Origin of the sequence: Actinomadura sp. NEAU-AAG7 (assembly GCF_018603865.1) — a bacterium.
Taxonomy (GTDB): domain Bacteria; phylum Actinomycetota; class Actinomycetes; order Streptosporangiales; family Streptosporangiaceae; genus Spirillospora; species Spirillospora litoris.
In genome coordinates, this window is the sequence record NZ_JAHFZY010000003.1 from 609,875 (window position 1) to 629,890 (window position 20,016).

The window sequence follows — 20,016 nt, forward strand, 5'->3', positions numbered from 1 at the left end:
CGACTTCCATGTCCGTACCGGAGCCAGCCGACACATGACGAGCAGCACCGAGGCCACCTCGACCACCCCGCAGGTAGCGGTCAACGACATCGGGTCCGAGGAAGCCTTCCTCGCAGCGATCGACGAGACCATCAAGTACTTCAATGACGGCGACATTGTCGAAGGCACCGTCGTCAAGGTCGATCGTGACGAGGTCCTCCTCGACATCGGCTACAAGACCGAGGGCGTCATCCCCTCGCGCGAGCTGTCCATCAAGCACGATGTCGACCCCAACGAGGTCGTCACCGTCGGCGACCACGTCGAGGCCCTCGTCCTCCAGAAGGAGGACAAGGAGGGCCGGCTGATCCTGTCCAAGAAGCGCGCCCAGTACGAGCGCGCCTGGGGCACGATCGAGAAGATCAAGGACGAGGACGGCATCGTCACCGGGACCGTCATCGAGGTCGTCAAGGGCGGCCTCATCCTCGACATCGGCCTGCGGGGCTTCCTGCCCGCGTCGCTGGTGGAGATGCGGCGGGTCCGCGACCTGCAGCCCTACGTGGGCCGCGAGCTCGAGGCCAAGATCATCGAGCTGGACAAGAACCGCAACAACGTGGTCCTGTCCCGCCGCGCCTGGCTGGAGCAGACGCAGAGCGAGGTCCGCCAGACCTTCCTCAACACGCTGCAGAAGGGCCAGGTCCGCAAGGGCGTCGTCTCCTCGATCGTCAACTTCGGCGCGTTCGTCGACCTGGGCGGCGTGGACGGGCTCGTGCACGTCTCCGAGCTGTCCTGGAAGCACATCGACCACCCGTCCGAGGTCGTCGAGGTCGGCCAGGAGGTCACGGTCGAGGTCCTGGACGTCGACATGGAGCGCGAGCGCGTCTCCCTGTCGCTCAAGGCCACCCAGGAAGACCCGTGGCAGCAGTTCGCCCGCACCCACCAGATCGGCCAGGTCGTGCCGGGCCGCGTCACCAAGCTGGTGCCGTTCGGCGCGTTCGTCCGGGTCGAGGAGGGCATCGAGGGCCTGGTCCACATCTCCGAGCTGGCCGAGCGGCACGTGGAGATCCCCGAGCAGGTCGTCCAGGTCGGCGACGAGATCTTCGTGAAGATCATCGACATCGACCTCGACCGGCGCCGCATCAGCCTGTCGCTCAAGCAGGCCAACGAGGGCGCCGCGGCCATCGAGGAAGAGGACTTCGACCCGACGCTGTACGGGATGCCCGCCGAGTACGACGAGCAGGGCAACTACAAGTACCCCGAGGGCTTCGACGCCGACACCGGCGAGTGGCTCGAAGGGTTCGACGAGCAGCGCGAGACCTGGGAGCGGCAGTACGCCGAGGCCCGCGCCCGCTTCGACGCCCACCGCAAGCAGATCGAGGAGGCCCGCAAGGCCGAGGCCGAAGCCGACGCCGCCCCCGCGGGCGGTGCCGGCGGTGGCGGCGGCGGCGAGACCTCCTACTCCGGCGGCGGCGAGAGCGAGTCGACCGGTGGCGCCCTCGCCACCGACGAGGCGCTCGCGGCCCTGCGGGAGAAGCTCTCCGGCGGCCAGTGACCCGTCACTGACACCGAGACCACGGCCGGAGAACGATCTTTTGGGATCGGGCTCCGGCCGTGGCCGTTTCGCGCGCGGGAACACCCGCCAGGGCAATAGAGTCCGCAGTGCCGCACGGCCGCGGCGCCGTCGCGCGCAGGTCCGCTCGTCCCCCGGGGAGCTCTTGTTCAATTGGCCACCACAGACGCAGGCACCAAGCCCGGCCCGGCCGCCGGGCCCATGATCGTCCCGCAGGGGCCCGCCCGGCTCGCGCTGATCGCGATCACGGTCGCGGTGCTCGCGCAGACCCTGCGTTTCTCCCTTCCCCAGATCGACCACTTCGCCGACGACGCCGGCAACGGCCTCGCCGCGCTGGCGGTGCTGGTGGTCTACCTCGCCGGGTTCGCGGCGCCGGCGCTGCGCCGCGCCGCCGGGCCGCGCGGGCTGCTGGTCGCCGGGGTCGGCGGGCTGCTGGCCGTCCGGCTGCTCGCCCAGGCGCTCGGCGCGCAGACCTGGCTGGCCTTCGTCGGCACCGCGATCGGCATGGTCGCGGTGGCGGCCCTGTTCGAGGGCGCGCGCGGCCTGTCGGGCGTCGGGTTCGCGACCGCGACGGTCGCGGGCCTGTCCGCCGACTCGGCCGTCCGCATGTGCTTCGCCACCTGGGACCCGGTGTGGCGGTCCGGGGCCGGGCCGTGGCTGGCCTGCGCCGCGTTCGTCCTGCTCGGCGCCGGCGCGCTCTGGCGCGAGCTGGCCTCCGGGCCGGTCACCGCGCCCGGCATCTCCTGGCGGGACGCGCTGGGCGCGGCGGCGATCGGCCCGTTCCTGGCACTCCAGGTGCTGGTGCTGTCCAGCCCGGCGTTCGTCGCCTCGTCCGGCTGGCGGTCGCTGACCGCCGCGCACGCGGTGATCGTCGTCGGGCAGGGCCTCGCGCTGGCCTTCCTCGCCTCCGGCCTCGCCGTGCGGGCCGTGCCGGGCGGCGTGTGCGTGCTCGGCGGCACCGTCCTCGGCGTCGCCGCCGGGTCCGTCGCCGGGACCTACGCGATCGCCGGCATCGAGGTCGTGCCCGTCGTGATCGTCGGGCAGGTGCTGTCGGCGTGGCTGCTGGCGGTGGCCTGCCGCGCCCCGCTGCGCCGCGCCGGGACCGGCGGACCCGCCTGGCGGATCGACGTCGGCGCCGCGCTCGGCGGCCTGCTGGTCGCGCTGATCCTCGTCCCGTACCAGGTCAGCGCGGTGTCGCCACTGCCCTTCCCCAACAACGCGCTGCCGGGCCTCGCCGGGATCCTGCTGGGCGTGCTCGCCGCCGCCGCGGCGGCCCGCGGCGGACCGCTGCCGGCCCGCGCCCCGCTGCGGGCGCTGACCGCCGGCGCCGCCGCGCTGCTGCTGTTCGCCGGGACGCTGGTGTTCACCGTCGCCGCGCCGGACGGCAAGGCCGTGGCCGGCCCGGGCTCCGGGCAGGTCCGGCTGCTCAGCTACAACATCCACGACTCCGTCAACCAGGACGGCCGGCTCGACCCCGAGGGCATCGCCCGCACCATCGAGGGGCAGCGCGCCCAGGTCGTCCTGCTCCAGGAGGCGAGCCGGGGGTCGCTGCTGTCGGGCACCACCGACGTCGGCGTGTGGCTGTCGCGGCGCCTCGGCATGAAGCTGATCTGGGGGCCCGCCGCCGACGGCCAGTTCGGCAACGCGATCCTGACGTCGCTGCCGGTCCGCTCGTCCGGGACGGGGCGGATGGCCAAGGGCGACTGGTCGCAGATCCGCGGCTACGTGTGGGCGCGGCTCGCCGTCGGGCAGACCACGATGGACGTGTGGTCCACGCACCTGGAGGGCGGCGACGGCCAGGCCGACGAGCGGGCCCGCGAGGTCGCCGCGCTCGTGCGCGCCTGGGGCGGCGCCCCCCGCACGGTCATCGGCGGCGACTTCAACGCCGAGCCGGGCAGCCCCGAGCTGAGCGGCCTCACCGACACCGACCTGCGCAGCGCCGCGCTCGGTGCCGACACCTCCCCGACCCGCTCGGACGGCAAGCGCGTCGACCAGGTCCTCGGCTCCGAGGGGCTGATGTTCACCGACTACGACGTGCCGCGCTCCGACGCGTCCGACCACTACCCGATCGCGGTGACCATCCGGGTCGGCCGCTGACCCCCGCGCGGGGCCCGCGCGGGTCTAGGGTCGGGCGCATGACCGAACAGACCGTCGCGATCACGCGGGCGGACGCCGCGGACGCGGGCGCGCTGCTGACCGTCCAGCGCGCCGCCTACGTCAGCGAGGCGCAGCTGTACGGCGACCCCTTCCTGCCGCCGCTGGTGGAGTCGCTGGACCAGCTCGGCAAGCTCCTCGCGGGCGAGGCGGTGGTGCTGAAGGCGACGCTGGACGGACGGCTCGCCGGCGCCGTCCGCGCCCAGTTCAGCGACCGCACCTGCCTGGTCGGGCGGCTCGTCGTCGTCCCCGACCTCCAGGGCCGGGGCATCGGCGGCGACCTGATGCGGGCCCTGGAGCACGAGGTGGCCGGCCGCGCCGACGCCTGCGTGCTGTTCACCGGCCACCTCAGCGAACCCGCGCTGCGCCTGTACCGCGGCCTCGGCTACACCGAGACCCACCGCGAACGCGTCGCCGCCCACCTGACCCTCGTCCACATGCGCAAACCCCTCCCGGCCGCGGAGAACCCCGGAACCTAGGGGGTTCCTCGTCGAGGTGGCCTCGGCTGTCACGCGGGCGCGTTGGCTGAGCGGTGGGGCCGAACCGGGAGACGAGGCGCCACCGGGAAGCTCGCGAAGCGATGCCGCGTCCGCACAGGGTCGATCAGCGGGCGAGCACGCTGGGCCGAGATCGCAGTGAACACAGCCGCGGGCCGGGGCCCAAACGACACGGGCTAGGGTGAAACCCGTGTTGAACGTGGGGCTCACCGGCGGGATCGGTTCGGGCAAGAGCGAGGTCGCGGCGCTGCTGGCCGCGCGCGGGGCCGTGGTCATCGACGCCGACCGGCTCGCGCGGGAGGTCGTCGCGCCCGGCACCCCCGGGCTCGCCGCCGTCGCCGCCGAGTTCGGCGACGGCGTCCTGCTGCCCTCGGGGGAACTGGACCGGGAGCGGCTCGGCTCGATCGTGTTCGCCGATCCGGACCGGCTCGCGGCGCTGAACGCGATCGTCCACCCGCTGGTGGCGGAGCTGACGCGGCAGCGGACGGAGGCGGCGCCCGCCGGCGCCGTCGTCGTCCACGACGTGCCGCTTCTCGTCGAGAACGGGCTGGAGTCCCGCTACGACGAGGTCGTGGTCGTGGACGCGCCGGAGGAGGTCCGCCTCGACCGGCTCACCTCCCGCCGGGGCATGACCGAGGACGCCGCCCGCGCCCGTATGGCGAGCCAGGCCACCCGCGAGCGGCGCCGCGCCGTCGCCACCCGCGTCATCGACAACTCCGGCACCCTCGACGACCTCGCGTCCCAGGTGGACGCCCTCTGGAAGGCCCTGACCTCCCGCGCGTGAGGTGGCCGGTTGCGGACGCGGCGGGCGTCCGCCGGAGTGGTGTACTGAGCCCACTCGACTCCGGCTCTGAGGAGATGTCATGACCCGTGTCACGCTCCGCGCGATCCTGGGATCGGCCCTGTTGGCAGGCGGAATGGGCGCGCCGGCCCCCGCCGCGACGGCCGCCGAGGCTCCCCACCCGGGTACGCAGATCACGCTCGCCCTCGTCCCCCACCAGGGGTCTCCAGGCGCCCCCCGCCACGTGGTCCTGACCTGCGAACCGGCTGGCGGGCCCCTGCCCCACGCGCAGGAGGCGTGCGACGAACTCGCGCTGGTGAACGGGAACGTCGCGGCGGTTCCGCGTCGACAGGCGACCTGCCCCCAGGACTGGCTCCCGGTCACCGCGTCCGCAGGAGGACGGTGGCGGGGCATCCCGATCCCGTCCTTCTCGCAGGACTTCCAGAACGAGGGCTGCGCACGCATCGGACGCGGTCACGTCTTCGACTTCTGAACTCCCCGTCCGGGCGCGGCGGTGGCCGGTTGCGGACGTGGCAGGCGTCCGGCGGAGTGGTGTACTGAGCCTACTCGACTACGGTTCTGAGGAGATGTCATGACCCGTGTCATGTTCTGCGCGATCCTGGGATCGGGCCTGTTAGCGGGTGGCGGCGCGGTGACTCCCGCCGCGACCGCCGCCGCGGCCCCCGCCCCGGCGACGGAGATCACGATCAGCGTCGTGCCCCAGCCGGGAACCCCCGGCACCCCCCGCCGGACCGTCCTGACCTGCGACCCCGCCGGCCCCCTGCCCGGCGCGCAGCAGGCGTGCGACGAACTCGCCAAGGCGAAGGGGGACATCTCGCGGGTTCCGCCGCAGCAGGCGGCCTGCGCCCAGGTCTGGCTCCCGGTCACCGCGTCCGCGTCCGGACGGTGGCGGGGCGTACCGATCCCGCCCTTCTCGCAGACCTACACCAACGACGGCTGCGCACGGATCGCCCACGGCCACGTCTTCGACTTCTGACCGCCGGCGGGCAGGACGCATCGGCCGTCAGCCCGCCGAGCACCCGGTCATCTCACCAAGCCCCCCGCCCCGCCGCAGAACCACTCCGCGATATCGGCGGGCCGGGGGGAGCCCCGCTCGACTTCGACTCCAAGGAGATGTCATGACGCGCGTCACGCTTCGCATGGTCCTGGGATCGGCCCTGTTAGTGGCCGGCGGCGCGGTGGCCCCCGCCGCGTCCGCCGCCGCGGCCCCCGGCCCGCTGACGAGGATCACGCTCAGCGTCGTCCCCGAGCCGGGAACCCGCGGCGACGCCCGCCGCATGGTCCTGACCTGCGACCCGGCCGGTCCCCAGCCCGACGCGCAGCAGGCGTGCGACGAACTCGACCTGGCCTACGGGGAGGTCGCGCAGGTTCCGCCACAACGCGACAGATGGTGCTTCACGGATCGGGCCCCGGTCACCGCGTCCGCTTCGGGGTGGTGGCGGGGCATGTCGATCCGGCCGTTCGCGAAGGTCATCTCCAACGACTGCTTCGCGCGGATCCAGTACGGCCACGTCTTCGCCTTCTGACCCTCGGCAGCGGGCCGCCGGCCCCGGTCGGGGCGGTCATAGCGGGGCGTCCAGGGGGACCTGGCGCACTTCGGGGAGGTAGGTGTCCAGCTCGCCGGGTTCGAAGCGGCACATGCCGACCGCGTACCAGAACTCGGCGGTGGCCTCGCCCTCCCACTTGTAGCGTCCGTCGGGCGCGAGGGCGGCCCAGCCCGCGGCGAGGCCGAGGAGGGTCGCGCGGCGGACGGGGGCCGCGGGGTCCGCCACGTCCCAGAGGATGATCGCGCCGTCGTCGCCCGCGGAGGCCAGCAGCGTGCCGTCGGGGCTGAAGGCCACCGACCAGACGCGGCGGGTGTGGCCGTCGAGGGTGTGGAGGAGGTCGCCGGTGGACGGGTCCCACAGGCGCACCGCCATGTCGTCGCCCGCGCTGGCCAGCAGCCTCCCCGACGGGTGGAACGCGGCCGTCCACAGCCGGCCCGCGTGGCCGGTCAGGACGTGCAGCGTCGCGCCGGTGGACGGGTCCCACACGCGGACGGTGCCGTCGTTCCCGGCGCTGGCGAGGACGTCGCCGGACGGCGCGAACGCCACCCGGTAGACGCGGTCGGAGTGGCCGCGCAGGGTGGCGGCGAGCCCGCCGGTGCGCGGGTCCCAGAGGCGGACGAGGCCGTCGTCGCAGCCCGTGGCGACCAGCGCGCCGTCCGGCGCGAAGTCGATCGAGCGGACGCGGCCCCGGTGCCCGGCGAGGTTCACGATCTCGCGGCCGGTCGTCCAGTACCAGAGCCGGACGCTGTCGTCGTCGTTGGCGGTGGCGAGGACGTCGCCGTCCGGCGCGAACGCCTGCGCCCACACGTGGTCGGTCTCGACGTTCAGCTCCCGCTCGAACGTGCCGGTGCCCGCCTGCCACAGGTGCACGCCGCCGTCGTTGGTGGCGGTCGCGAGCTGGGAGTCGCGGGTGTTGAACAGCGCGGAGGTGAGGTTGTCGGCGACGCCGCGCAGCTCGCGGACGAGGCGCCCGGTGCGCGGGTCCCAGAGGCGGACGAGGCCGTCGTTGCCGCTGGAGGCCAGCAGGCCGCCGCCGGGGCTGAAGGCGACGCCGGTGACGCGGCGGCCGTGCCCGCGCAGGACCAGGCGGCACTGCCCGGTCTCGGTGTCCCACAGCCGGGCGGTGCCGTCGTTGCTGCTGGTGGCGAGCTGCGCGCCGTCGGGGCGGAACGCGAACGGCCACACCGCGCCCCGGTGCCCGGCCAGCTCGACGCGCTGCCGCCCGGTCGCCGGGTCCCACAGCCGGACCGACCCGGCGCTGTCGGCGGTGGCCAGGCGACCGCCGTCGGGGCTGAAGGCGGCCTGGTAGATGCCGCCGCCGTGGCCGGTGAGGGTGGCGCGGTGCGCGCCGTCCTCCCAGAGCCGGACGGAGGCGTCGGTGTCGCCGGTGACCAGTAGCCGCCCGTCGGGGTGGAAGGCGATGGCGTAGACGCGCCCGGTGTGGCCGATGAGCTCCTGGCGGATCTCGCCGGTGCGGATGTCCCAGAGCCGGACGACGCCGGCCTCGTCGCCCGCCGCGAGCAGCGAGCCGCCGGGGTGGAACACGGCGCGGAAGACCGCGCCCCGGTGGCCGGTCAGCTCGCGGCGCAGCGCGCCGGTCGCGAGGTCGAAGACGCGCAGCGTCCCGCCCTGGTCGCCGGTGACCATCAGCGACCCGGCCGGGTCGAACACGGCGGTGAAGACGGGCGGGGTGTGGCCCGCGAACCGGTGGCGCTGGGCGCCGGTGGCGAGGTCGAAGACGCGGACGACGCCGTCGGCGTCCCCGGCGGCGACGAGGTCGTCGCCGCCGGCCACCACGGGCCACACGCCCTCGGGGTGGACGTCCAGGACGTGCGCGCAGTGGCCGGTGGCGAGGTCCCACAGCCGGAGGGTGCCGTCGGCGGACCCGCTGGCCAGCACGTTGCCCTCGCGGTCGAACGCCACCGCGTAGGCGCGGTCGGTGTGGCCCTGGAGGGTGCGGATCGGCCTGCCGGTCACCGCGTCGCAGACCAGGACGCCGCCGTCCTCGTTGCCGACGGCGAGGACGGACCCGCCGGGGCTGTAGGCGAGCGGCTGCGGCAGGCGGCTCGTCTGGAAGTGGAACCCGTAGGGCACGCCGACGGCGGCGGGCGCGACCTGGATGTCGACGGGGCGGCCCGGCGCGATCGCCGCCTCGCGCAGCTCGGGCGCGGCGGCGACCCGGTCGGGCAGGTCGGCGTCGACGAGCGCGGCGCGCGTCCAGCGGCTGCCCTCGACCGCGACGTCGCGCAGGTCGGCGCGGGCGAGCCGGGCCCGGGACAGGTCGGCGCCGCGCAGGTCGGCGCCGGTGAGCCGCGCCTCGTCCAGCCGGGCGCCGGCGAGGGAGGCGTCGCGCAGCACGGCGTGCGAGAGGTTGGCGCCGACCAGCAGCGCGTCGGTGAGGTCGGCGCCGGTGAGGTCGACCTCCTGGAGGTCGCGGTAGGAGAGGTCCTCGCCCTTCAGGACGGCGCCGCGCAGGTCGGCGCGGGCCGGGGTGCGCAGCCGGGTGGTGATCCGGATGGCGTTCGCGCGGGCGGCGTCGGCGGCGGCCGGGTCGGCGAGGACGCGCTCGGCCCACTCCTGGCAGGCGCGGTTGTCGGCGAGGTCGCACAGGAAGTCGACGGTGAGCTGGGACAGCGCGCGCCGTCCGAGCGCGGCGGGCGCGGCGCCCCGGTCCAGCTCGCGGGCGATGTGCCGGGCGACGAGCCATTCCATGACCGACACGTGGATGAACCCGAACAAGCCCTCGTCGGTGCGGACGAGCAGGCTGCCCGCGCCGACGGCGTGCGTCACCTGGTGCGGCGACAGCCGCCCCTCGGCGAGGCCGGTGAGGGTGTCGGCGACGTCGGCCAGCTCGGCGAGCCGAAGGAAGCGGTCGTCGCCCTCCCACAGCCGCAGCGCGAGCGTGCCGACCGCCTCCCACATGTCCTCGACCCGCAGGCCCGGCTGGCCGCCCGCCGGGCGGACCCGCTCGGCCTCGTACTCCAGCCAGGACGAGAGGATCTCCTCGTACAGGTCGGCGGGGCTGACGGTGGTGCGGGCCCGCGCGACGGCGCGCAGCCGGTCGCCCGGCAGGTCGGCGATGAAGCTGAGCATGCGCGGGTTCGGGGTGAGCGCGAGCAGCTCCTCCACGCCCGACAGCAGCCCGAGCCGCTCGTCGGCGGCCTCCTCGTCGGCGTACCGGTTGACCAGGTAGGAGCGGACCTGCGACGGGGTGAACTCCTCCAGCCCGAGCACGCGCCGGTGCGGCAGCACGCCGACCCGCTCGCCGAGCGCGGTGAGCACCTGCGCCTGCGACTTGAAGTGCTGGGTGCGGCTCGCCACGACGATCTTCGCCTTGTCCTGGGCGGCCCGCAGCAGCGTGTCGAGGTGGTCGGCGGCCTGGTCGTAGGTCACCCTGGTGACCAGCTCGTCGAACCCGTCGAACAGCAGCACGATGCGGCCCTGCCGGAGCATGTAGTGGAACGCCTTGAGGTCGATCAGCTCCTCGCCGTGGTTGGCCAGGTGCGCGGCGACCAGGCCGTCCACCGAGTGCGCCTTGTCGAGCGCGCGCAGCTCGATCAGGATCGGGACGACGTGCGGCAGCTCCTGGGGGATCCGGCGGGCCAGCTCCCGCAGCGAGAACGTCTTGCCCCGCCCGAAGTCGCCGAGCAGCAGCAGGAACCGGCCGTGGTCGGCGGCCAGCAGCCGCAGCATCTCGCCGACGACGTCCTCGTGGACCTCGCCGGGCCCGCCCCCGCCCTCGCCGTCGGCGCGGAGGCGGTCCAGCTCGCGGTAGCGCTGCGGGACGTACAGCGACGGCGGGTACAGGCCGCCGGAGGCGAGCCGCCCGGTCTGCGCGGAGACGTACTCCGACAGGTCGAGCAGCCCCTGGAACTCGGTGAGGCTGCGCACCCTGATGCCGCGCCGCAGCGCGTCCTCGCGCAGCGAACGGGCGGGCGCCGGGCCGAGGTAGACCAGCTCGGACCCGTGGTCGGCGCCGTCGGCGTGGACGTGCCGCACGAACGCGTCCACGTCGTCCTCGGTGACCCGGCCGACGTGCGCGCCGATCCGGTACTGCCGGACGAACCCGTCCTCCAGGTGGGTGAGCAGCAGGTGCGGCGTCTCGGCGCGGCCGTCCTCGCGCGCGGGCGGGACGACGCGCCGGATCGTGGCGCGCTCGAACCGGGTCTCGCAGGCCTCGGTGAGCCGGTCGAGCAGGCGCGCGACGGGGTCGGCGGCGGCCTCGTCCTCGCCCGCCCCGCCGGGGGCGGGGGAGCCGCCGGGGCCGAGTTCGGGCGCCGGGCCGGCGGCGCCGCGCCCGGACGGCGGGGGGAACGTTCCCTCCACCCGCGGCCAGGCGGCCTCCAGCCGCTCGGGGCCCCGGCGCGCGGCGTCCTCGGGGATCCACCGCTCCATGCCGTCGCGGCGCAGCACGACGATCTGGTGGCGGCCGGGCCCGAGCGCGGGGACGGCCGGGACGCCCGAGGCCAGCAGCGGCACCGCGCCGAACTCCGAGGGCGCGCCCTGGAAGAACACGTTCACGTGCCCGCCCAGCAGCGTCTCGACGGTCTCGGGGTCGCGCAGGGCGCCCGGCTCCCCGGCGATCGGGGTGTGCTCGACCACGCCGAGCCGCAGCCAGCCCTCCTCCTCGAAGTGGCGGAGCCGCTCGTTGAACCAGGCGGCCTGCGCCTGCCCCACCCGGCCGTAGCGGTCCTCCTCGCGGTGGGTCTGCGGCAGCGTGGAGTTGAGCCCGGCGACCGCCACCTTCAGGTCGGGGACGGGGAACAGCGTCCACGGCTGCGCGCTGTCGAAGATCAGCGAGTCGAGGCCCTGGTAGAACTCCTTGAACAGGCCCGCGAAGTGCCGCCACTTCGGCCAGTACGGCGGCTGCGGCTCGATGTCGTCGGCCTCGCAGCTGGAGAAGTAGGCCTGGCACGCCGCGCGGGTCACGTCGTGGGTGCCGGGGACGACCACCACCCGCTGCGCCTCCAGCCCGAGCAGCGCCCGCAGGCTCGTCAGGAACGACAGCGCCTCGGTGAACTCCTTGCGGCTGCCCGAGTGGGTGAGGTTCCCGGTGACGACCAGCAGGTCGGGGCGCGGGACGCCGGAGTCGGCGAGCCGCGCCACATCGCTCCAGATGCGGTCCTGGAGTTCGCTGGCGGTCGTCGGCTCCCCGGGCTCGGCGAGCGTCCGGCCGAACCGTGGGCCGCCCACGTGCAGGACGCTCAGGTGCTCGCGGTCCTCCTGGGGGCCGCCGTCGCGGGCGGGGAAGGCGGGCGCGGCGACCGGCGCGCGCCGCACCGGCCGCTCGCCCGTCGGCGCGGGCGGCTCCGGAGGCGGCTCGGCGCGGCCCTCCTCGACCCGCCCGGCGAGCGGCGGGCGGGAGAGCCCGCCGGGGAACCCGGGCCCGTCCAGCGGGCGGGCGTGCCCGGCCAGGGCCTCTCCGATGCGCCGCATCAGCAGCTCGCGCGCCCGGTCGGGGTCGTCGACGCCGACGAGGTCCACATAGGTGATCGTCGACAGCAGGCCGTCGATCGGGCAGTCCTCGATGCGGACCGTCACGAGCTTGCGCGCCGGGTCGTCGGGGTCGGCCCGCAGCGCCGCCATCCACTCCAGCCGCCCGTAGCGGGAGCGCAGGTAGTTGCTCGACAGCACCGCGACGACGGCCTTCGCCTCCGACAGGCCCCGGTCCATGAAGTCGATGAAGTTCGTGCCGGGCACGAAGTCCCACGCCTGCATCATCGTCCGGTGCCCGGCGGCCTCAAGCTGCCAGGCGATCCAGGACGCCCACCGCTCGTCGGCGGGCGAGTAGCTGATGAAGAAGTCGGTCGGACGCTCCTGCCTGGAGTGGTCACCGGGGGGTGTCATGCCGCCAGTATCGCGTGCGGGGGCGGGGAGTTCAGCACGCCGTGCCGCCTGTGGAGAACCGGGCCGCGCGGCCCGTCGGACGCCGCGCCGCGCCGCCTATGGGATCATGTCGCGCGTGCCGTCCCCGCCCGCGACCCTGCGCCGAGCCGTCCGGTCCATGGGGCTCCTGGACCGCGTCAGGGTGGGGCTGCTGGCCCTCGGGCTGGTCTTCGTCGCGACGGGCCTGCTCCCGCCCGCGACGGCCCGCGACAGCGTCGAGCGCATCGCGCCGCTGCTGCTGTTCCTGCTCAGCGTCATCGTGCTGGCGGAGCTGACCAAGGAGGCCGGGGTCTTCGACGCGATCGCCCAGCGGATGGCGAGCGCGGGCCGGGGCAACTACGCCGCGCTGTTCCTGCTGTGCGTGGGGTTCGCGGCGGTCACCACCGTCTTCCTGAACCTGGACACGACCGCCGTGCTGCTGACGCCGGTCATGCTGGCGCTCGCGGCGCGCGCGCGGATCGCCGCGCTGCCGCTCGCCATGACGACCGTGTGGCTGGCCAACACCGCGAGCCTGCTGCTGCCCGTGTCCAACCTGACCAACCTCCTCGCCGCCGACCGGGTGGCCCTGGAGACCCCCGCGTTCGCCGCCCGGATGTGGCTGCCGCAGGTCGCCGTCCTCGCCGTCACCATGCTGCTGCTGTGGGCGTTCTTCTGGCGGCGCGGCATGCGCGGCGCCGACACCTACGACCCGCCGGACGTCGCGCCCGTCCGCGACCGCGTCCTGTTCTCCGCGACGGGCGCCGCGTGCCTGCTGTTCATCGGCGCGATCCTCGCGGGCGTCCACACCGGCCTCCAGCTCGGCCTCGCCGCGACCGCCGCCGCCGTCGTGGCGGTGGCCGCGTTCGCCGTCCGCGACCGGTCGGCGCTGCGGGGCGAGCTGGTCCCGTGGCGGCTGATGGTGTTCGTGACCGGGCTGTTCCTGGTCGTCCCCACCCTTGAGCGGTACGGGCTGGACGAGGTGATGCGCTCCCTCGTCGGCGGCGACGACGGCGCCGCGGGCGCCGTCAGGGCCGGGTTCGCGGGGGCGGGGCTCTCCAACGTCCTCAACAACCTGCCCGCCTACGTCGCGGGGGAGTCGGCGGTCCCCGAGGCCAACCGGGACCAGCTGCTGTCCCTGCTCATCGGCACGAACGTGGGCCCGGTGATCACGCCGTGGGGGTCGCTGGCGACGCTGCTGTGGTTCGAGTGGTGCCGCCGCTGGGACGTGCGCGTCCCCATGCGCAAGTTCGTCCTCACCGGGACCGTCCTGGCCGTACTGGGCTGCGCCGCCGCCATCGCGGCATTGCCGGCGACCCGCTGACTACCGGACGAGCGGGATCTGGCCGTCCGGCCCGGCGGTGTCCAGCGCGCGGTTCGCGGTCTCCACGAGCCGCGCGAGCAGCTCCGGGCGGGCCGCCACGAACCCCAGCTCCGACGGCGTGCGGTCGATGCTCAGCTCGTAGGGGCCGCCGTCCAGGCGGCGCAGCTCAGCGCCCGCCTCGGCCGCCAGCAGCGCGCCCGGCGGCAGGTCGACGAGCTCGGGCCGGTAGCCGACGATGCCGTCGATGTCGCCGCGCGCCAGCATCGCCCACGCGACCAGCGGCGCCCACAGCTGGAGGAGCCGCGAGCAGCGCAGCTCCAGCGCCGTGCGCAGCGCCAGCGCCGACGGGTCGCCCGCCTTGACCGCGTGGCCCTGCGTCCAGCCCAGCACCGGGTTGCGCTCCCGGCCGGGGCGCGGGCGCGGCGCCAGCGTCAGCGGGGCGCCGTCGGGGTCGAGCGCGCCCTCGCCGCGCACCGCCGTCCACGTCCGCCCCGAGACGGGGTCGTGGACGACGCCCAGCACCGGGACGGAGCCCGCGCACAGCGCCAGCCCCACCGCGTACACGGGCATGCCGATCGCGACGTTGTTGGTGCCGTCGAGGGGGTCGACCAGCCAGACGAGGTGGGAGCCGTCCGCGCCGTCGAGCACCCCCGACTCCTCGGCGATGATCCGGTGCCCGGGGTAGGCGGCGCGCAGCCGCCCGAGGATCAGCTCCTCGGCGGCGGTGTCCAGCTCGGTGACGACGTCGCCGTTCCCGCCCTTGGGCCGGGCGACCAGCGGGCCGCCCGTGCCGGCGCGCAGCAGCGCCCCCGCCGCCTCGGCCGCATCGACCGCCACCCGGCGGGCCTCGCCGAGATCGACCGGTAGGGCCGGTGACGCTGTCGTGGATCTCATCGGGGGCCTCTCCAGTCGGGTCCGGGGGCTCGGGGTCCGGCGGCCGCCTACCGGCGCGTCGGTGACAGGTCGTCGCGGGGGCGTCCCGGCCCGGGCGGCGCGGGACGAGCGGCGTATGCGTTCGCGACCTCGCGGGCCGACCGGTGGAGGGCGCGCGCCGCCTCGCCCGGGTCGGACCGCGCGCGGCGCACCCGGTGGGTCGCGACGTCCGGCGGGCCGAGCGACAGGTCGCCGCCCCCGGGCGTCTGGCGGCCGAGCGCGACCGTGGCCGCGTCCCGCCCGTCCTCGATCAGCGTGCTGTGGAACACGCCCGCGGGCAGAGTGTACGACTCGCCCGTCCCGTGGGCGGTGGAACGGCCGGGAGAGTATCGGACGGTGCGCCCGGTGGCCCTCAGTTCGTCGACCTCGCCCCGGCTGACGACCTCGAAGACCTGCGCCGCCGCCCCGCCGGGGCCCTCGCCGACGTCCATCCGGACGTTGCGCACCGTCCCGTACAGGACGAAGCTCAGCAGGTCCCAGCTGTGGCAGTGCACGGGCGAGGTGGTGGAGGGCGCCGGGTCGACCTCGGACGTCCAGATGTGCAGGCACACGCCGAAGTCGCCGGCGCGCTCCACCGGCAGGCACAGGAACCCCAGGGGATGCCGCACGGCCGGGACGCGGGACCGCCCCTCCGCGACGTCCGCCAGGACGCGGCCCGCCCACGCCGGGAGCGTCCGCGCCGCCGTCCCGGCCTCGATCTCCCTGCGGATCTCCTCGTACCTCATCGCTCGCACCCGATGTCGCTGTTCCTTTGTGGCGTCCGCGTGCGTCCGGCCCGCGCGGACGCGGTCACTCGTAGGGGTCCTTGGGCCGCAGCGCCTTCCTGATGATCTCGATGACGTCCCGGTCGGTGTAGCCCTGGGCCATGTCGATGCCGATCACCTCGAAGAGCCTGCGGACCTCCTCGACGGTCGGCTCGTCGTCCAGCGGCGCCAGCCGCGCCTGCTCGACCGGCACGCGGCGCGCCTGGTCCAGGCTCGTCAGCAGCTCCGCGCTCAGCCAGCTGTAGTAGAACTTCGTGCTGTCGACGACCAGCGCCTGGCCGCGCGGGTTGTCGCGGGTGACCACGATCAGCGAGGACGACAGGTCGTAGCGCAGCGTCGTCATCGTCCGCGCCAGCCCGATGTCGATGTCGAGCATCCCGAACCGCTGCTTGTGCCAGCACGCCGCGAGGATCGTGGCGTAGGCCTCCTTGCGGGTGCGCTCCAGCGTCCACGGCTCGCCGGTGCCGTCGGGCCCGTCCGCCGAGGAGCGGCGGTGCCGCGCGTAGGCCTCGCAGACCTCGACGTCCGTCGGGTCGATGATCTCCAGCCGGAACAGCAGCGTCCGGCCGTCCCGGCGGGCGGCGGCGACGGTCTCGGGCAGCGTCTTGGCGCGGATGTAGGTGCCGGTGCCGCCCTTGAAGATCCAGCGGTCGGTGTCGCGGCGCGCCTCCTCCAGCACCTGCGCCACCTGCGCGCCGCTGATCACCCGGACGATCGTGGTCTCGTCCAGCGCGCGCTTGGTGTCGGCCAGCACGCCCTCGAACGTCTCGATGTGGGTCAGCTTGCCGCTCAGCTCGTCCAGCGTGGCCGAGGACGCCCGCAGCGTGTCGCGCACCTCCGCCTCGACCGGGACGCGCCGCCCCCGGTCCCGCAGCACCGACGTCGCCAGGAGGCCGACCACCGCGAGGATCGCGCTGTTGGTGACCTCGTCCTCGTGGGGGAGGTCCACCCCGACCCCGAGCACCGCGACCGTGATGGCGAGGATCAGCGCGATGAAGGCGTCGGCGTTCTTCCCGAGCCACGTGGCGAAGCGGGTCATTGTATGCGTTTTCCCCGTCCTTGTCGGCGCCGTCATCGTAACCACAGCACCGCGAGGGGGGCCACCGGCCCGCGTCCCCTACGCGGCCGGGGCTGAGGCGCCGCAGGTCACGTTCCCCTCGGGCCGCGGACGACCACGCTTTCCGGCATGGACGACCTTGGTCCCCTCCGCCCCCTACACTCATCGCATGCAGCTGCGGGGCTGGTGGTCGGCGGCATGGCCGACACCGCGTTCACGGGCGCTGGACCTCACCCTCGCGGTGTCGCTGGCGGTCGTGGACGGCGTGTTCCTGTGGTTCGCCCCTCAGGACTTCTGGCTGCCGCCCGCCGTGACGTCGGTCGGCAGCTTCCTCCTCGGCCTGGGCCTGGTCTTCCGCAGGCGGCACCCGGTCCGGCTCGCGCTCGTCGCCGTGGCGCTCGGCACGGTCGCGGGCGCGGGCGTGTTCGCGCTGGTGGTGATCCTCTACTCGCTGGCCGCCTACACCCCCAACCGCCGGACGGTGTGGACGATCGCCGCCGTCGGGTACGTCTCCGGGATCGCCTTCCCCGGCCCCACCGAGAGCGACGACCCGTTCCTCGCCCAGGCGATCTTCGGGGTGGCGTTCACGGCCGTCCCCATCCTGCTGGGCCTCTATATGGGGGCCCGCAAGCAACTACTGGCTTCCCTCCAGGAGCGGGCGTCCCGGCTGGAGCGCGAGCAGCACCTCCTCGCGGAGCGCGCGCGGGGCGAGGAGCGCACCCGCATCGCCCGCGAGATGCACGACGTCGTCGCCAACCGGATCAGCGTCATGGTCGTCCACGCGGGCGCCCTGAAGGCGATCGCCGTCCGCGACCCGGGCCGGGCCGCCGAGACCGCCACCGTGATCGGCGACATGGGACGGCAGGCGCTGGAGGAGCTCCGGCACGTGATCGGCGTCCTGCGCCAGGGCGAGGAGGCGCTGCCCCAGGAGGCGGTGACGCTCGCCCACGTCCGCGAGCTGGTCGACCAGTCGGGGGCGGCGGGCCTGGTGGTCGACCTGGCCGTGCGCGGCGAGGAGCGGCCCATGCCGCCCGCCGTCGGGCGGACGGTCTACCGGCTCGTCCAGGAGGCGCTGACCAACGTCCACAAGCACGCGGGCGCCGCCGACACCCGCGTCGGCCTCGGGCTGCTCCCCGAGGCCGTCGAGGTCGAGATCGCCAACGACGCGCCCACCGCCCCGCCCGACCACGGCCTGCCGAGCGGCGGGCACGGCCTGGTGGGGCTGCGCGAGCGGGTCACCGCGCTCGGCGGCAGCTTCGAGGCCGGGCCCAGCGCGGACGGCGGGTACGCCGTCCGGGCGCGGCTGCCGCTGCCCGCGTCCTGATCGCCGTCCGGCCCGCTGACCAGCGCGGACCGGTTTGTCGGACGCCGTGCGTACAGTGGGGGAGTAGTCACAGGGGAGGGGGGCCGGGATGCGGCCAGTCACCGATCTTCGGCGCCGGGTGGCGCCCTTCGAGGTCGTCACCGAGATGACGCCGTCCGGCGACCAGCCGCAGGCGATCAGCGAGCTGGCCGAGCGGATCGGCCGCGGCGACAAGGACGCGGTACTGCTCGGCGCCACCGGCACCGGCAAGACCGCCACGATCGCGTGGCTGGTCGAGAAGCTCCAGCGGCCCGTCCTGGTGATGCAGCCGAACAAGACGCTCGCCGCCCAGTTCGCCAACGAGCTGCGCGAGATGATGCCCGGCAACGCGGTGGAGTACTTCGTCTCCTACTACGACTACTACCAGCCCGAGGCCTACATCCCGCAGACCGACACCTACATCGAGAAGGACTCCTCGATCAACGACGAGGTCGACCGGCTGCGGCACTCGGCGACCAACTCGCTGCTGACCCGCCGCGACACCGTCGTCGTCGCCTCGGTGTCGTGCATCTACGGCCTCGGCACCCCGCAGGAGTACGTCGACCGGATGGTGCGGCTCCAGACCGGGCAGCGGATCGAGCGCGACGACCTCCTCCGCCAGCTGGTCGGCATGCAGTACACCCGCAACGACCTGGCGTTCACGCGCGGCACCTTCCGCGTCCGCGGCGACACCGTCGAGATCATCCCGCAGTACGAGGAGCTCGCCGTCCGGATCGAGATGTTCGGCGACGAGATCGAGAAGCTCGCCACCCTGCACCCCCTCACCGGCGAGGTCATCACCGAGGACGACGAGCTGTACGTCTTCCCCGCCTCCCACTACGTCGCCGGCCCCGAGCGGATGGAGCGGGCCATCGCCGGCATCGAGGCCGAGCTGGAGGAGACGCTCGCCGTCATGGAGCGGCAGGGCAAGCTGCTGGAGGCGCAGCGGCTGCGCATGCGCACCACCTACGACGTCGAGATGATGCGGCAGGTCGGCACCTGCTCGGGCATCGAGAACTACTCCCGCCACATCGACGGCCGCGGCGCCGGGACCGCCCCCAACACCCTCCTGGACTACTTCCCCGAGGACTTCCTCCTCGTCATCGACGAGTCGCACCAGACCGTCCCGCAGATCGGCGCGATGTACGAGGGCGACGCGTCCCGCAAGCGGATGCTGGTCGAGCACGGGTTCCGGCTGCCCTCGGCGATCGACAACCGGCCGCTGAAGTGGGAGGAGTTCCTGGAGCGCATCGGGCAGACCGTCTACCTGTCCGCGACGCCCGGCAACTACGAGATGACCCGCGTCGGCGGCGACGTGGTCGAGCAGGTCATCCGCCCCACCGGCCTGATCGACCCCGAGATCGTCGTCAAGCCCACCAAGGGCCAGATCGACGACCTCATCCACGAGATCCGGCTGCGCACCGACAAGGACGAGCGCGTCCTGGTCACCACGCTCACCAAGAAGATGTCCGAGGACCTCACCGACTACCTCCTCGAACTCGGCATCCAGGTCCGCTACCTGCACAGCGAGGTCGACACGCTGCGCCGCATCGAGCTGCTGCGCGAGCTGCGCGCCGGCGAGTTCGACGTGCTGGTCGGCATCAACCTGCTGCGCGAGGGCCTCGACCTCCCCGAGGTCTCCCTGGTCGCGATCCTGGACGCCGACAAGGAGGGCTTCCTGCGCTCGGAGACCTCCCTCATCCAGACGATCGGCCGCGCGGCCCGCAACGTCTCCGGCCAGGTCCACATGTACGCCGACACCGTCACCCCGTCGATGGAGCGCGCGATCGACGAGACCAACCGGCGCCGCGCCAAGCAGCAGGCCTACAACACCGAGCACGGCATCGAGCCCCAGGCGCTGCGCAAGCGCATCGCCGACATCCTCGACTCCCTCGCCCGCGAGGACGCCGACACCGAGACCCTCATCGGCGGCGCGGGCCGCCAGCAGAGCCGCGGCAAGGCGCCCGTGCCCGGCCTCGCCTCCCGCACCCGCGAGGTGGGCCGCCACGCCGCCGACCTCGTCGGCGAGCGCCCCCGCGAGGAGCTGGAGGGCCTCATCGAGCAGATGACCGCCCAGATGCACCAGGCCGCCACCGACCTCCAGTTCGAGCTGGCCGCCCGCCTCCGCGACGAGATCAAGGAACTCAAGCGCGAACTCCGCGAAATGAAGGAGGCGGGCGTCAGCTAG

Annotated in this window: 14 protein-coding genes; 10 read left to right on the top strand and 4 right to left on the bottom strand. The window is 74.3% G+C overall.

Translation table 11 applies throughout. The annotated features are described in order from the left end of the window. The first annotated feature begins 34 nt into the window (after window positions 1-34). From rpsA to KLI87_RS17470, 7 genes are all read left to right on the top strand, one after another. Window positions 35-1,528, top strand: coding sequence for a 30S ribosomal protein S1 (gene rpsA, locus KLI87_RS17440; RefSeq protein WP_156218407.1), 1,494 nt, complete (start codon window positions 35-37; stop codon window positions 1,526-1,528). Window positions 1,529-1,699: 171 nt separating this feature from the next. After that, window positions 1,700-3,643: an endonuclease/exonuclease/phosphatase family protein gene (locus KLI87_RS17445; RefSeq protein ID WP_246250118.1), complete on the top strand. Its 1,944-nt coding sequence runs from the start codon at window positions 1,700-1,702 to the stop codon at window positions 3,641-3,643. A 38-nt stretch (window positions 3,644-3,681) separates the two neighbouring features. Next, a complete protein-coding gene (locus tag KLI87_RS17450; RefSeq protein WP_156218406.1) occupies window positions 3,682-4,179 on the top strand; it encodes a GNAT family N-acetyltransferase in 498 nt (165 codons plus the stop codon). Window positions 4,180-4,387: 208 nt separating this feature from the next. Continuing rightward, the gene (gene coaE, locus KLI87_RS17455) at window positions 4,388-4,981 is read left to right on the top strand and encodes a dephospho-CoA kinase (protein ID WP_308166051.1); all 594 of its coding nucleotides are present in this window, start codon (window positions 4,388-4,390) and stop codon (window positions 4,979-4,981) included. Between the two features lie 79 nt (window positions 4,982-5,060). Then, a complete protein-coding gene (locus KLI87_RS17460; RefSeq protein WP_214617869.1) occupies window positions 5,061-5,471 on the top strand; it encodes an SSI family serine proteinase inhibitor in 411 nt (136 codons plus the stop codon). A gap of 99 nt (window positions 5,472-5,570) precedes the next feature. Next, complete coding sequence (locus KLI87_RS17465; RefSeq protein ID WP_214617870.1) at window positions 5,571-5,975, top strand: SSI family serine proteinase inhibitor; 405 nt, start codon at window positions 5,571-5,573, stop codon at window positions 5,973-5,975. 142 nt (window positions 5,976-6,117) lie between these two features. Further along, entirely contained in the window at window positions 6,118-6,525 is a 408-nt protein-coding gene (locus KLI87_RS17470; RefSeq protein WP_214617871.1) for an SSI family serine proteinase inhibitor, read from the top strand. A gap of 36 nt (window positions 6,526-6,561) precedes the next feature. On the opposite strand, the gene KLI87_RS17475 is transcribed toward KLI87_RS17470, so the two are convergent. Continuing rightward, window positions 6,562-12,393: a TIR domain-containing protein gene (locus KLI87_RS17475; protein ID WP_214617872.1), complete on the bottom strand. Its 5,832-nt coding sequence runs from the start codon at window positions 12,391-12,393 to the stop codon at window positions 6,562-6,564. 115 nt (window positions 12,394-12,508) lie between these two features. Between KLI87_RS17475 and KLI87_RS17480 the strand changes: the two genes are divergently transcribed. Further along, window positions 12,509-13,732, top strand: coding sequence for an SLC13 family permease (locus KLI87_RS17480; protein WP_308166052.1), 1,224 nt, complete (start codon window positions 12,509-12,511; stop codon window positions 13,730-13,732). Here the strand turns inward: KLI87_RS17480 and KLI87_RS17485 are convergent, their stop codons facing one another. The 3 genes from KLI87_RS17485 to KLI87_RS17495 form a co-directional block, all read right to left on the bottom strand. Continuing rightward, a complete protein-coding gene (locus tag KLI87_RS17485) occupies window positions 13,733-14,626 on the bottom strand; it encodes an inositol monophosphatase (protein ID WP_156218400.1) in 894 nt (297 codons plus the stop codon). A gap of 47 nt (window positions 14,627-14,673) precedes the next feature. After that, the gene (locus tag KLI87_RS17490; RefSeq protein WP_214617874.1) at window positions 14,674-15,390 is read right to left on the bottom strand and encodes a hypothetical protein; all 717 of its coding nucleotides are present in this window, start codon (window positions 15,388-15,390) and stop codon (window positions 14,674-14,676) included. Between the two features lie 64 nt (window positions 15,391-15,454). After that, a complete protein-coding gene (locus KLI87_RS17495) occupies window positions 15,455-16,468 on the bottom strand; it encodes a hypothetical protein (protein ID WP_156218399.1) in 1,014 nt (337 codons plus the stop codon). A 187-nt stretch (window positions 16,469-16,655) separates the two neighbouring features. Here KLI87_RS17495 and KLI87_RS17500 point away from each other — a divergent pair, with 187 nt between their 5' ends. Continuing rightward, window positions 16,656-17,810 (top strand): sensor histidine kinase, encoded by a 1,155-nt coding sequence (locus KLI87_RS17500; RefSeq protein WP_214617875.1) that lies wholly within the window; start codon window positions 16,656-16,658, stop codon window positions 17,808-17,810. A gap of 88 nt (window positions 17,811-17,898) precedes the next feature. Further along, a complete protein-coding gene (uvrB, locus tag KLI87_RS17505; RefSeq protein WP_156218397.1) occupies window positions 17,899-20,016 on the top strand; it encodes an excinuclease ABC subunit UvrB in 2,118 nt (705 codons plus the stop codon).

Bases quoted from the DNA above. Each gene is read 5' to 3' on its own strand.
- KLI87_RS17450 (WP_156218406.1), top strand. From the start codon at position 3,682: ATGACCGAACAGACCGTCGCGATCACGCGGGCGGACGCCGCGGACGCG.
- uvrB (WP_156218397.1), top strand. From the start codon at position 17,899: ATGCGGCCAGTCACCGATCTTCGGCGCCGGGTGGCGCCCTTCGAGGTC.
- KLI87_RS17495 (WP_156218399.1), bottom strand. From the start codon at position 16,468: ATGACCCGCTTCGCCACGTGGCTCGGGAAGAACGCCGACGCCTTCATC.
- KLI87_RS17485 (WP_156218400.1), bottom strand. From the start codon at position 14,626: ATGAGATCCACGACAGCGTCACCGGCCCTACCGGTCGATCTCGGCGAG.
- KLI87_RS17475 (WP_214617872.1), bottom strand. From the start codon at position 12,393: ATGACACCCCCCGGTGACCACTCCAGGCAGGAGCGTCCGACCGACTTC.
- KLI87_RS17490 (WP_214617874.1), bottom strand. From the start codon at position 15,390: ATGAGGTACGAGGAGATCCGCAGGGAGATCGAGGCCGGGACGGCGGCG.
- rpsA (WP_156218407.1), top strand. From the start codon at position 35: ATGACGAGCAGCACCGAGGCCACCTCGACCACCCCGCAGGTAGCGGTC.
- KLI87_RS17470 (WP_214617871.1), top strand. From the start codon at position 6,118: ATGACGCGCGTCACGCTTCGCATGGTCCTGGGATCGGCCCTGTTAGTG.
- KLI87_RS17460 (WP_214617869.1), top strand. From the start codon at position 5,061: ATGACCCGTGTCACGCTCCGCGCGATCCTGGGATCGGCCCTGTTGGCA.
- KLI87_RS17500 (WP_214617875.1), top strand. From the start codon at position 16,656: ATGCAGCTGCGGGGCTGGTGGTCGGCGGCATGGCCGACACCGCGTTCA.
- KLI87_RS17465 (WP_214617870.1), top strand. From the start codon at position 5,571: ATGACCCGTGTCATGTTCTGCGCGATCCTGGGATCGGGCCTGTTAGCG.